Annotated in this window: 11 protein-coding genes and 1 tRNA gene; 6 read left to right on the top strand and 6 right to left on the bottom strand. The window is 63.6% G+C overall.

Going from position 1 to position 12,324, the window contains the following annotated elements:
- Positions 1-30 precede the first annotated feature (30 nt).
- From K3172_RS05040 to K3172_RS05025, 4 genes are all read left to right on the top strand, one after another.
- Entirely contained in the window at positions 31-354 is a 324-nt protein-coding gene (locus tag K3172_RS05040; RefSeq protein ID WP_221587550.1) for a DUF1476 domain-containing protein, read from the top strand.
- A gap of 4 nt (positions 355-358) precedes the next feature.
- Entirely contained in the window at positions 359-592 is a 234-nt protein-coding gene (locus K3172_RS05035) for a BolA/IbaG family iron-sulfur metabolism protein (RefSeq protein ID WP_221587548.1), read from the top strand.
- A 37-nt stretch (positions 593-629) separates the two neighbouring features.
- A complete protein-coding gene (gene grxD / locus K3172_RS05030) occupies positions 630-959 on the top strand; it encodes a Grx4 family monothiol glutaredoxin (protein WP_221587546.1) in 330 nt (109 codons plus the stop codon).
- Between the two features lie 542 nt (positions 960-1,501).
- Complete coding sequence (locus tag K3172_RS05025) at positions 1,502-2,284, top strand: NUDIX hydrolase (RefSeq protein WP_221587544.1); 783 nt, start codon at positions 1,502-1,504, stop codon at positions 2,282-2,284.
- A gap of 236 nt (positions 2,285-2,520) precedes the next feature.
- Here K3172_RS05025 and K3172_RS05020 read toward each other — a convergent pair whose 3' ends face one another.
- Genes K3172_RS05020 through K3172_RS05005 form a run of 4 tightly spaced genes read right to left on the bottom strand, consistent with a single transcriptional unit; the run spans position 2,521 to position 7,320 of the window.
- Positions 2,521-3,888, bottom strand: coding sequence for an efflux transporter outer membrane subunit (locus tag K3172_RS05020; protein ID WP_345725594.1), 1,368 nt, complete (start codon positions 3,886-3,888; stop codon positions 2,521-2,523).
- Positions 3,889-3,890: 2 nt separating this feature from the next.
- Positions 3,891-4,967, bottom strand: coding sequence for an HlyD family secretion protein (locus tag K3172_RS05015; protein WP_247717927.1), 1,077 nt, complete (start codon positions 4,965-4,967; stop codon positions 3,891-3,893).
- Positions 4,968-5,008: 41 nt separating this feature from the next.
- Complete coding sequence (locus K3172_RS05010; RefSeq protein WP_221587540.1) at positions 5,009-6,694, bottom strand: MFS transporter; 1,686 nt, start codon at positions 6,692-6,694, stop codon at positions 5,009-5,011.
- Complete coding sequence (locus tag K3172_RS05005) at positions 6,691-7,320, bottom strand: TetR/AcrR family transcriptional regulator (RefSeq protein ID WP_221587538.1); 630 nt, start codon at positions 7,318-7,320, stop codon at positions 6,691-6,693. The genes K3172_RS05010 and K3172_RS05005 overlap by 4 nt, the downstream gene beginning before the upstream one ends.
- A gap of 249 nt (positions 7,321-7,569) precedes the next feature.
- Here K3172_RS05005 and K3172_RS05000 point away from each other — a divergent pair, with 249 nt between their 5' ends.
- Positions 7,570-8,256, top strand: coding sequence for a type 1 glutamine amidotransferase domain-containing protein (locus K3172_RS05000; protein WP_221587536.1), 687 nt, complete (start codon positions 7,570-7,572; stop codon positions 8,254-8,256).
- Positions 8,257-8,370: 114 nt separating this feature from the next.
- Here K3172_RS05000 and K3172_RS04995 read toward each other — a convergent pair.
- Positions 8,371-8,447, bottom strand: a tRNA-Arg gene (locus K3172_RS04995).
- A gap of 61 nt (positions 8,448-8,508) precedes the next feature.
- Between K3172_RS04995 and K3172_RS04990 the strand changes: the two genes are divergently transcribed.
- Positions 8,509-9,243, top strand: a complete 735-nt coding sequence (locus K3172_RS04990) for a queuosine precursor transporter (protein ID WP_221587534.1) — start codon at positions 8,509-8,511, stop codon at positions 9,241-9,243.
- A 69-nt stretch (positions 9,244-9,312) separates the two neighbouring features.
- On the opposite strand, the gene K3172_RS04985 is transcribed toward K3172_RS04990, so the two are convergent.
- Positions 9,313-12,207 (bottom strand): TonB-dependent receptor, encoded by a 2,895-nt coding sequence (locus K3172_RS04985; RefSeq protein ID WP_221587531.1) that lies wholly within the window; start codon positions 12,205-12,207, stop codon positions 9,313-9,315.
- Positions 12,208-12,324 lie beyond the last annotated feature (117 nt).

Below are 12,324 nucleotides of genomic sequence, written 5' to 3'. Positions count from 1 at the left end.
CGCCAGACACACATCCCAAAGGGACATGACATGACCGACTTCAAGGATCGCGAGCGCGGCGAGGAAACCAAGTTCGCCTTCGACCAGGAAACCGCTTTCAAGATCGCTGCACGCCGCAACCGCCTGCTGGGCGAATGGGCCGCGGGCCTGATGGGGCTCACCGAAGAGGAAACCGACGCCTACAAGAAGGCCGTCGTGCAGGCCGATTTCGAGGAAGCGGGCGACGAGGACGTGATCCGCAAGCTGCTCGGCGACCTCACCGCAGCCGACTGCGATGTGAGCGAAGCGGACATCCGCACCAAGCTGGACGAATGCGCGGTCGAAGCCCGTCGCCAGTATATGAGCGAGGGCTGATCCGGTGCCGATGGCGGCCGCGGACATCGTCGAGGCGATCACCACCGCCCTGCCCGGCGCCGAGGTCGAAATGCGCGACCTCGCGGGTGACAACGACCATTGGGCGGCCAAGGTCACCGCACCCCAATTCGCGGGCAAAAGCCGGGTGCAACAGCACAAGATGGTCTACGAGGCGCTTGGCGGCCGGATGGGCGGCGAGCTGCACGCCTTGCAACTGACCACCCAAGCCCCCACCTGATTCCGCACAAGTTTCGCTGAACAAAGGACGGACCGCTATGTCCGATATCAACACCCGTATTTCCGACATCGTGGGGACCAATGACGTCGTGCTGTTCATGAAGGGCACGCCGCTGTTCCCGCAGTGCGGCTTTTCCAGCCGCGCAGTCGCCATCCTCGATCATTGCGGTGTCGCCTACGAGAGCGTCGACGTGCTGCAGGACATGGAAATCCGCCAAGGGATTAAGAGCTTCTCCGACTGGCCGACCATCCCCCAGCTCTATGTGAAGGGCGAATTCGTCGGCGGCAGCGACATCATGATGGAGATGTTCGAAGCGGGCGAACTCCAGACCATGATGGACGAAAAGCAGGTCGCCAAGGCTTCATAGTCTTGCGCACCCGCCTCCGCGGGTGCGTCCTCGCTCGACGCGCAGCAAGCTGCGCCCGCTGCGGGCGCGCATGCAGGTGGCCTTTGGCCCAGCTGCGTCTTCGATTACGCTTCCGCACTTGCCGGGCCTCCGTCGGCCCGGTTTCAGCGCTTTCATCGCGGCTCCCCGAGCACCGAGCGAAGCGAGGCAAGGGAAAGCGCCCGCCAGCAGGTGCCTGAGCGAGCGAAGATCAACACCGAGGACACACGCGCGGTTGCGCGGGTCGAGACAAGAACGGGAAAGGCCCGCCTGGTGGGACTACCAGGCGGGCCTTTTTGTCTCGGGGCGGCGCAAAGGAACCAGGGACTGCGCTCACCCCGTCAAAGACTTGAACGGGACAAATGGAGTAATGCAGGTCGCGTGCCAAAATCGCGAAGTCGCGCATCGACAGGAATTTCGTTAGTTAACGCCCCTTTAAGAACTGGGCTATCTGTAAGGTTTTCCGACAGGCCGAACTGACAAGGCCGCTTGGCAAGCGTGACAAGGCAGGCCACAACCAGACCATGACCGCTTCGCCCGACAACGCCACCGATGGCATTCCCGCCGCTACCGTCGTGATCTTTCGCAAGGGCGCAGAGGACGGTCCACCCGAAATCCTGATGACCATCCGCTCGCGCGAGATGGTGTTCGCGGGCGGCATGGCCGTCTTCCCCGGCGGGCGCGTGGACCCTGCCGACTTCGAACTGGGTGCGATGATCGGCGGGCCGCTCGAGCCGGACGAGGCTGCGCACCAGATTGCGGTGGTGCGCGAGACGCTCGAGGAGACCGGTCTCGCCATCGGCCTAAGGGGCGAGATCGATGCGGCGCGTGCCCGCGCGGCGCGCGACTTTCTCCAGCAGACCGGGCAGCTTGCCCCTGTACTCGACCATTTCGGATGGGAACTGGACCTCGAGCAGTTGACGCCGTTCGCGCGCTGGTTTCCCAAGAACGAGCGCATCCCGCGCGTCTACGATACGCGCTTCTATCTTGCCGACCTCGGCACCGGAGCGGTCGAGATCGAAGCCGATCTGTCGGAGAACACCCACCTGTTCTGGACCACGGCGCAAGGCGCGCTCGATGCGGCCGAGCGCGGCGAGATCAAGGTCATCTTTCCCACCCGCCGCAACCTCGAACGCCTCGCGCTGTTCGGCAGCTTCGCCGAAGCCAAGGCGCAGGCCGAACGCATTCCGGTCCGCACGATCACGCCTTTCATGGGGGAGCGCGAAGGCAAGAGCTGGCTCGAGATCGGCGAGGACCTCGGCTATCCCGTCACCGGCGAACCGCTGGAGAGCGTCGCTCGCGGGTAAGCCGAGAGACATTGGCACGCCAAGCATCGAAATGATGGGCACCATGATCAACTGGAGATTGTGGTCACTGCGCCTTGATGATGGCAGCTTTGCGTACTTATCTCGAACGTTCGGGCTCTTCCGAAAATCCTCTGCAGGCCGGCCGGTCGCTTTTCCATTCGCCAAGCAACCATGAAAGTCTGATTTTTCGTGGGCGACTACAAAGCACCCTTAAAGCACAAGCCCTTTGCGTTCTCTCACTCAGGCGATCCGCCAACAGCCTGATAGAGCCCGACCAGTGTAGTGAGTTCATCGGACTTAACCTGGATCAGCGACAGTTCCACACCCAGCAGGGCGCGTTGTGCATCGACCTGCTCGATATAGGGCGAATAGCCGGCGCGGTACCGGTTCCGCGCATGGCGCAGCGCGTCAGCGACGGCAGTCTGCTGGGCTACCAGCGCAGCTTCCTGGTCCTGCAGATTGGCCAGCACCGCCATGCGGTCTTCGACTTCCTTGAACGCTTCGAGAACGGTGGAGCGGTAAGCCCAGACCGCTTGGTCCCGCTGCGCCGTCGCTCCTTCGAGCTGCGCCTGCAGCTTTCCGCCCTGGAAGATGGGAGCGAGAATGCTGCCGCCCAGCGACCATACACCCACGGGATCTGCAAGCAGGTCGGAGAGAACCAGCCCTGCCGTCGCTCCCAGATCTATCGAAGGCATGAAGTCGGCGCGCGCCATGCGCATTTTCGCGTCGGCTGCGGCGATGCGATATTCCGCTGCTGCGACATCGGGACGGCGGCGCAGCAACTCGGCAGGTAGGGTCGCAGGCGCGGCGGGCCGGCGCAGGTCCTCCAATGTCCCGCCCCGTTCGATCGCACCGGGTAGTTCGCCGGTCAGGACCGAGAGGGCGTTTTCCTGCCGCGCGATCTGCGCCTTCAATTGCGGGACGAGTTGCGCGGTGGCTTGGTATTCGGCCTCTGCCTGCCTGAGGGGAAGCTGGGAGGTGTAGCCAACCTCGGCTTGGTCTCGCGCGAATTTCACCGCTTCCTGCCGTGCAGCCACCGTTTCTTCCAACACGGAGAGCCGGCTGTCGAGCGCCAGCAGGGTGATATAGCCGCTGGCAGTCGCCGCGCCCACCGATAGCCGCGCCGCCTCCGCGCCCGCCTCGCTGGCTGCGACACCAGCTTCGGCGGCATCGATGCGGGCGGCATTCTTGCCGAAGAGATCGACTTCGTAAGACGCCCGGAAGGCGGGCTGCGCGGCGACGGAAGTCTGCGCCTGTCCGAACGGGGAAACTTCCCGCCGGACACCGCCTTGTGCCCCAGCCCCGAGCGAAGGGAGAAGGTAGCCGCGCGAACCCAGTTCGGTTGCGCGGGCCTCCTCGACACGAGCAGCGGCGACCTGCACGTCCGCGTTGTTGGCCTGCGCCTTCTCGACGAGGTGCGAAAGCTGCGGGTCGCCGAACGAGTTCCACCAGTCCCGTTCGACCGGCGCCGTGACACGGAGGTCTGTTCGCCATTCGACCGGCGGCGCCACGGCGCTACCGATAGGGGCCTCCTGCAGCGCGGGAGCGCAGGCAGACAGGGCAATCGCCGTGGTGGCCATGAGAGCGAACGATCTGCGCTTCACGATCAATCCTCCGTATGAACAGTCGCGACAACAGACATGCCCGGGCCGAGCCGTTTTGCCGCCTCCTGTCCCTTGTCGAGAACGATGCGCACGGCGATGCGCTGCGGCACCTTCACGAAATTGCCTGCGCCGGTGTCAGGCTTGACGAGGCTGAATTCGCTGCCGGCCGCCGGCGCGATGCTTTGCACGCGGCCAGTGAGTTCGATGCCGCCAAGCGCATCGATTTCGAGCGTGGCGCGCTGGCCGACTGCCATGTTCGCGGTCTGCGTTTCCTTGAAGTTCGCCACCACCCACAGATCGTCGGGGACGATGTACATCAGCTGGGTCCCGGCAGTGACCAGCTGGCCGACGCGTGCGCTGACCTCGCTCAGCCGCCCGGCCCGCGGCGCGCGGATCTCGGTGCGGGAAAGCTCGATCTCGGCGAGGCCTTTAGAGGCCTCGGCGCCAGCCACCTGCGCTTCGAGCGCGCCTCGACCCACGGAGACCGATCGGACGTTCTCCGCCGCGATCGCGCGCTGCGCCTGCGCCTGCCTGACGCCCGCCTGCGCCTGTTGCAGCGCTGCGCTGGCCTGATCGCGTTCACGCAGCGATACCGAGCCTTCGTCGACCAGCTCGGCAATGCGGTTCATGTCGGCCTGCGCTTTCTGCAGCCCGGCGCGGGCAGCCGCGACGGCTGCATCCTGCAGATCGAGCTGAGCCTGAGCCGAGCGCAGGCTTTGCGCGCTATTGGCCAGCGTCGCTTGCTGTGCTGCCGTATTGGCCGCGCCTTGCTGCAGCTTTTGCTGATAAGGCGCGTCGTCGATGCGGGCGAGCAGCTCGCCTTTCTCCACGCGCTGGAAGTCTGTCACCGGCACTTCGACGAGATAGCCTGCTACCTGCGGGCTAACGACCGTGGTGCGGCCGCGGACATAGGCGTTGTTGGTGGTTTCATCGCTGCCTGCGAAGGGCGGCAAGTCCCAGGCGAAGAGCGCCACGAGTACGCCGAAAAGGATCGCCCCGACCGCCACCACGATCCGGCGGCGGGAAGGATTGGGCGACCAACCCTTTTCCTGTTCTGGAGCCGGTGCGTCGTCGAACATGGGTTCGGTCTCGGCTCCGGTTTCGGCCGTGTTCGGATCGGTCATTGTCTGGTCCTTGCGAGCATGGCCTCCATGAAGGCCAGTTCCTTTGCGAGCGGGTTGCGCCCGCCAATCTTGTTGATGAGCCACGGGACGAAGACGACGGCGAAAGTCACCGCCGACAGCGTGCCGATGAGGAAGAATACATCGTTGAAGGCGAGCACTGCGGCCTCGCGGCCCACCTCTGCCGAGATACTCGACGCAGCGGACTGTTGCTGGAGCGCGGGGTCGCCCTGGAGCGGCGCTGTACGCCGGGCGGCATTGCCGAGAGCTTGGCCAAGCTGCTGGTTGGCAAGGGTAAGCGTACCGCCCGCATCGATGAGATGGGTCTTCAGGCGCACGGTATGGAAGGCGGACAGCAGCGAGATGCCCGCAAGGCCGCCGATCGATTGCGAGAGCGAGAATATCGCAGTGAAGCTGATGACGTAGCTTTGCCCCGCGGCCAATGCGCGCAGCATCCCTTCCATCATGATCGGTCCCATGGCGAAGACCGCAGCGAATGCGATAGCGGCCTGGGTAAGGTAAAGGTCCTGCGGCCGCGTCATCACCCCGGTGCGGGTGTCGGCAAAGGCGGCGATGCAGATGACGAGGATCGCGAAGAGCACGGGCCGGGTCAGGTCCTTCGGATCGAGCCGCACGACAGACAGCGCCAAGCCGCCGAAGGTCGCCCCGGCAAGGACCCAGAAATAGCCGGTCAGTTGCTCGTTCCCGTAACCCAGCGCGGCGAACAGTCCGCTGGCCCCGAACCCCTGTTCGGCAACGAGAATGCGCACCGTGGCGCCGATCAGCGCAAGCGCGAGGATCGAGCGGCTCGACAGCCAGCTTAGGTCGAGCATGGGGCTCTTGCGGTTCGCTTCGATCAGGACGCATCCGCCGAGCGCGATTATTGCGACAACCAGTGCATAGCCGAGCCATGGCGTGTCCCACCACTGGATGCGGCCCTGGATCAGGAAGGCGCACAGCGCTGCAACCCCGATGACGAACAGTGTGATGCTCGGGATGTCGAGTTTCTCGAAGGTCTGCTTGCGGATGCCGGGCGGCAGGCGAAGCAGATAGACCATGCCGAAACCCGCCAGCGAAAGCGCGAACTGGAACTGGAATATGTGCGTGATGTCGCCATCGACCAGTAGCGCAGGCGACAAAGCGCGCGTCAGTGGGAACGCGACCTGAGTGAGGCCGAGCGATATTACCAGCCCGCCGACGCGCACGGCGGGCGGAAGGCCCTGCATCAGGTAATAGATGGCAAGCGCCGACAGGCCGCTGGCAGTGATGCCCGCGACTGCCCGCGCGGCAAGCTCGGGATAGTAGCCGGGGCCGATCATCTGGATGAAATTTGCCGCGACCAGTCCGGCCATGGCCCAGCGGACGAAGGGCTGGATACCGAATTCCTGCCGTACGCGGAACAACAGCATGCTCATCGTCGCGTAAGTCGAATAAAAGGCCACCGTCAGCCAGCCGGTCTCCACCGGGGTCAGGGCGAATTCGGCCTGAAGTGCCGGGGCGTTGGCCAGCAGGAAACCGTTTTGCGCGCCTCCCACCAGCGCCATGAAGACCCCGATCGCGAGATAGGCCGCGCGGCGCGCGGGAGGGTGATCGGGATTGGCGGGAGAGCCGGGGAGGATCGGCATCTCGTGCGGCTTGAACCGGTAGCCATCCACCTGGTCGATGAGGGGGGCGCGGCCGGTCACGGCATGAGCCCTCCCCTGACGAGCGTTTCTTCGAGCGCGTCAGCGAACTGGAGATCACTTCCCAAGCCATCGACCAGCTTGCCGAGCCGTTCGCGCCGCGCCACCGCGCTGGCCGCGGAATAGATGAAATTCGCTACCCTGAACTGGAGGTGTGAGGGCTGCTCGCTGCCCGCGTCTGCAGCCGCCTGCGCGAGATCGATAAAATGCCGGTGCAGCGGCAGCGAGAGCGTTTCGAGCAGCCATTGCGACCGGTCGCTATCGATCGTTATGTCGCGCAGCAGAAGGCGAGGCATCTCGGGACGAGCGAGGAGATAGGCGAGGAACGCGCGGGCCGAATGATCGAGCTGCTGCTGTGCGCTGGCGGTTTCACTTTGGTCCAGCGCCTCTTCCAGCGCTTCACGCAGGTGCGCTCCAGCTTGCGACACGATGTCCTTCCACAAGCCAAGCTTGTCGCCGAAACGATAGGAAATCAGCGCAACGTCGACACCGGCATCGCCGGCAATCTCGCGCAGCGAGGTCGCCTCGAAACCTTGGGCGGCAAAGCGCTGCAGCGCGGCGCGCGCAATCGCCACACTGGTATCGGTATCGGTAACTTTGGGGCGTCCGCGCCCGCGTCGCTCGGTCATTAACGTGTCCTTGTGCGCTGCAACATAAGGACCTGCCGCCTATTATTCAATGTCTGTTGAATAATTAGACTAGAGTCGGCTGCGTACACCGCGGAGCGACCCGTCATCCATGCATGAGCCCCGCCCCGCCCACGGTTCAACCGGACCCGAAAATTGCATTTAGAAACCGAACTGGCGCTCGCGTGTTTTCCTCGCGAGGCCCGGCCCTGAGGCAACGGGCGCAACTCTCTCGATCAAAGGACTACGCGCATGAAAATCCTCATGGTTCTCACCAGCCACGACAAACTGGGCGATACCGGCAAGAAGACCGGGTTCTGGCTCGAGGAATTTGCCGCGCCCTATTACGTGCTCAAGGATGCCGGCCACGACATCACGCTGGCTAGCCCGGCCGGCGGGCAGCCCCCGCTCGACCCCAAGTCCGACGAGCCCGATGCGCAGACAGATGCAACCAAGCGGTTCAAGGAGGACGAGGAGGCCCAGGCCCATCTCGCGTCGACCCGCAAGCTCGCCGAAATCGACGTCTCCGACTTCGACGGGGTGTTTTACCCGGGCGGCCACGGTCCCCTTTGGGACTTGGCCGAAAGCGCCGATTCCAAGGCGACCATCGAAGGCGCGCTTTCGGCGGGCAAGCCGGTGGCGCTCGTCTGCCACGCACCTGCCGTGCTCAAGAATGTCAGCACGCCGGAGGGCGATCCAATCGTGAAGGGCCGCAAGGTCACCGGCTTTACCAACGAGGAAGAAGAAGCGGTCGGCCTGACCGACGTGGTCCCCTTCCTGCTCGAGGACGTCCTCAAGCAGCAAGGCGGCGACTTTTCCAAGGACGGCGTATTCGAGCCCTATGTCGTACAAGATGGCTTGCTGATTACCGGCCAGAACCCGCCTTCGAGCGAGCCGGCTGCGGAAAAGCTGCTCGAAGCGCTCGCCGCCGAGGAGTGATTTCCCGGGCCGGCGTCTCAGCGGAGCCCGCCGGCCTGCTACCGCGCGAACTTGCGATTAAAATCTTCGCGATTGGGCCACGGCGAGGTTGTCCCAAGAGCCCCATGAATGGTCTGGCGCGCCCGGCAGGACTCGAACCTGCAACTCCAAGCTTAGAAGGCTCGTGCTCTATCCAGTTGAACTACGGGCGCGCGCTGGGCCTGCCATAACGCCGCTTTCGCGCAGCGCCAATCGGCTCTAGGCAGCTTTGCCATGGAAAACCACACTCCGCTCCCGCCCGCCTCGCAGGCGCCGCGCTTCCGCTATTACGACCTCGTGATGGCGGCATTCGTCACCATCCTCCTGCTGTCGAACCTGATCGGCGCGTCCAAGCCGAGTTACGTCACGCTGCCGGGCATCGGCGAATGGTCTTTCGGTGCGGGCGTCCTGTTCTTCCCGGTGAGCTACATCATCGGCGACGTGCTGACCGAGGTCTATGGTTATGCCCGTGCGCGGCGGGTGATCTGGACCGGTTTTGCGGCTTTGCTGTTCATGGCCTTCATGGCGTGGGTGGTCGTGCAACTCCCGCCCGCGGAAGGCTGGCCGGGGCAGGAAGCCTACGAGTTCGTCTTCGGCAACAGCTGGCGCATCGTGCTTGCCTCGATGGTCGCGTTCTGGGCGGGCGAGTTTGCCAACAGCTTCGTGCTCGCGAAGATGAAGGTGTGGACGAAAGGGCGGCACCTGTGGATGCGGACGATCGGTTCGACCGTAGTGGGCCAGGGCCTGGACAGCCTGATCTTCTATCCGCTGGCCTTCTATGGCCTCGCCGGCTGGCCGGTCGAGCTCCTGTGGCAGGTCGTCCTGTCGCAATGGCTGATCAAGACGGCGTGGGAGGCCCTGCTGACCCCGGTTACCTATCTCGTGGTGGGATCGCTCAAGAAAGCCGAAGGCGTCGAGATCTACGATACCGATACAGACTTCTCGCCCTTCGCTTCGAGCAAGGGCTGATCGCCCGCTCCGCAGAAAAAGGGGCGACCCGCAGGCCGCCCCTCCTCCCCCTTTGTCAGGTCGATCGCGTCAGAACTTCGCGCCCACGGCAACGCCGAAGCGCCGCGGGTCGAGCGTGAACACGTTGGTGAACAGACCCGAGCTGGCGTCGGTGACGTAGAGACCGGTCACCGAGTCGCTGTCGAAGATGTTCTGCACGAAGGCGCGGACGAACCAGTTCTGGTCGGCCGAGTTCAACTGGATCTGGGCATTCGCCTGGACGAAGGGTTCGATCCGGTTGACGTTGCCGTTGAACACGTTGCCGTACTGCTCGCCGGTGAAGGCGACGTCGACACGCGGCACCAGCGTCATCCCGTTGGAGAACTCGGCGGTGTACTGGACACCGACCGAGGCCTTCATTTCGGGGGCCTGCGGCAGCTTGTTGCCCTTGAGGTTCACTTCGACACCCGGGCTGAGGACTTCGATGCCACCGAACAGGCCGCCAATCGCCTCCGCCTGATCGGCCAGGACCGAGCAGATGCTGAAGGCGCCACGCGATGCGATACCCGAATCGTCCGGGAAAGCCGTGGTACCCTGCAGGCCCAGAGCCGGATTGACCGCGTTGACGAAGGCATTGGCGCCGGCCCCGGTCACCGCGCACAGTGCGCCGTTGGTGATGTCCTTGATGATCACGGCATCGGGATCGCCGCCACCGGGATCGCGCGAGTCGGAGAAGAACTGGTCGCCTGCCACTTCCGCGTTGAGGTAGCTGAAGTTGGCGTTGATCAGCCAGTTGTCGCTCGGACGGATGATCGATTCGAGCTCCACGCCCCAGATATTGGCATCGATCGTGTCGTTGACCGACGTGCGCGCGATGATGCGGCTGAGCTGCAGGTCCTTGTACTTGTAGTAGAAGGCCGTCGCGTTCAGCTGCAGCGTGCCGTCGAGCAGCGTGTTCTTGGAACCGATTTCGAAGGCGTCGATCGATTCGGAACCGAAGCTGTCCGGAACTTCGAAGATCGGCTGCAACGGCGGGTTGATCCCGCCCGACTTGTAGCCGCGCGAGTAGGATGCGTAGACAAGGTGGTCGGGCGAAATCTGGAAATCCAGAACCGCGCGGCCGGTGATTTCGCTGAAGCTGACTTCCCGTACCTGTTCCAGCTGGTTGCCGGGCGTGCCCGGATCCGCATCGAAGCTGCCCACGAACGGCGAATCGAAGGGATTGCCGTCGTTGCTGTAGGGATTGAGGAAGCTGGCAAGCGTCGAACGCGCAGTGATCGACTTGGTGTCGTCATTGTAGCGCAGGCCACCGGTGAACTTCAGCCGGTCCGATATGTCGAAATAGACCTCACCGAAAATCCCGAAGCTGTCGAGATTGAAGCTGCGCGTGTTATTGCGGAAGAACGAAGTCGCCAGATAGGAAGGCGGCAGCCCTGCACCGAGCGAGGTGAACGAACCGAGCACCCCGGTGATGTAGTCGATGGCGAAAGCGTTCACATAATAGCTGTTCTCGCTGACCTTCGAATTGGCATAGATGCCGCCCACCAGGAAATTGAACGGACCGTCGAAGTCCGAGGCGACGATGCCTTCCACCGACCAGGCCTTGTTGTCCTGGTTCGACCGGTCGAATTGCGTGCCGTCCGGCGTACAGATCCGCGATCCTTCGAAGGCACCGGTGTTGTCGAGGTTGGTGTCCGACACGCACAGGTTATCGCCGTCGAAGAGCGCGTCGACGATCGGCTGGAAGTAGGATGCGATCACCGGCCCCACAACCAGCGGGTTGGCAAAAGCGTTGAGCGTGGCGAAGGCGGTGGCCGCATTCGGAATCTCGCCGACGCCGTTGTTGTAGTCCTGCCGCGAATCGACGCTGGTTTCCTGGTAGACGCCGTTCAGCGACACATTGATGCCGCCGAAGCTGTGGTCGATGTTCGCCTGCAGGATCATTTCGTCGGCGAAATATTCCGGGGTGAACTGGGTGTTCACGACGCGCACGTCATCCGGCTCGTCGAAGTTCGCATAGGCGTCCGGACCATAAAGGCTATTGAGGCCGAACGTCCCCGGAATGCCATTAATGGCGAGGAATTCCGACGAACCCAGCGTCCCGGTGAAGGTCGAGTTGGCGTTGGTCTTGTCGAAATCGCGGCGGTTGTTGAGGCAGCCGAGAATGCCGGTGGGGTCGCGCTGGCACAGCTGCTTCTGGATGCGCATGCGGTTGTCGTTCTCACGGAAGTAATAGCCCATGAGATCGATGGTGGTGTCCGGCCCCGGCTCGAACCGCAGCGTACCGCGGACCGCGTACATGTCGCGATCGTCGATGCGGCTGTTGTCGAACAGGTTGCGGGTAAAGCCGTCGCGGTTGAGGTAGAAGCCGGCGACGCGCAGGCCGATGGCTTCGCCGACCGGCACGTTGACCATGCCCTTGGCCTTGATGCTGTTGTAATTGCCGTATTCGAGCTCGGCCGCGGCAGCGAAGCCCGACAGGTCCGGCTTGGCAGTGACCACGTTGACCACACCGGAGGTCGCGTTGCGGCCGAACAGCGTGCCCTGCGGTCCGCGAAGGACCTCGACGCGCTCAAGGTCGAAATACTCGGTTTCGAACAGGCGGGTTCCGAAAAGCGGCGAACCGTTGGTGTGGATGGCGGTCGCGCTGTCGCACGACACGCCGACGCACAGGTCGCCGATGCCGCGGATGGTAAAGCTCGACGAGGTGAAGTTCGACTTGGTGAAGGAGACGTTCGGGAGCGTCAGCTGGAGGTCGCTCGCATTCTCGATTTGTTGCGCTTCGAGCGCTTCGGCATCGAAAGCACTGACCGCGATCGGCACTTCCTGCAGGCTCTGCGCCTGGCGCTGTGCGGTAACGACGATGGTATTCTGGCTTACGAAGGGCCGATCGCCCTCGTCCTCGCCGCTGGTGTCCTGTGCAAATGCCGGAAATGAAATCGCGCTCGCGCAAATGCCCGCGAGCAAGGTAGCCCGTGCCCTCATTACCCTCTCCTCTCCATGGACCGTCTGATGCGGTCTCGGAGATAGAAGCTATCACACATTCGTATGCACGCAAGCGCGCACGCACGATTGTTGCGCCATTACCCGCTGATTTTTGGC

This window comes from Qipengyuania proteolytica (assembly GCF_019711565.1).
Lineage (GTDB): Bacteria > Pseudomonadota > Alphaproteobacteria > Sphingomonadales > Sphingomonadaceae > Qipengyuania > Qipengyuania proteolytica.
This window is presented reverse-complemented; position numbering and strand designations above follow the sequence as displayed.

Excerpts from the sequence above, each read along its gene's own strand:
- K3172_RS05040 (WP_221587550.1), top strand. The coding sequence starts at position 31 with ATGACCGACTTCAAGGATCGCGAGCGCGGCGAGGAAACCAAGTTCGCC.
- grxD (WP_221587546.1), top strand. The coding sequence starts at position 630 with ATGTCCGATATCAACACCCGTATTTCCGACATCGTGGGGACCAATGAC.
- K3172_RS05025 (WP_221587544.1), top strand. The coding sequence starts at position 1,502 with ATGACCGCTTCGCCCGACAACGCCACCGATGGCATTCCCGCCGCTACC.
- K3172_RS05015 (WP_247717927.1), bottom strand. The coding sequence starts at position 4,967 with ATGTTCGACGACGCACCGGCTCCAGAACAGGAAAAGGGTTGGTCGCCC.
- K3172_RS05005 (WP_221587538.1), bottom strand. The coding sequence starts at position 7,320 with ATGACCGAGCGACGCGGGCGCGGACGCCCCAAAGTTACCGATACCGAT.
- K3172_RS05000 (WP_221587536.1), top strand. The coding sequence starts at position 7,570 with ATGAAAATCCTCATGGTTCTCACCAGCCACGACAAACTGGGCGATACC.
- K3172_RS04990 (WP_221587534.1), top strand. The coding sequence starts at position 8,509 with ATGGAAAACCACACTCCGCTCCCGCCCGCCTCGCAGGCGCCGCGCTTC.
- K3172_RS04985 (WP_221587531.1), bottom strand. The coding sequence starts at position 12,207 with ATGAGGGCACGGGCTACCTTGCTCGCGGGCATTTGCGCGAGCGCGATT.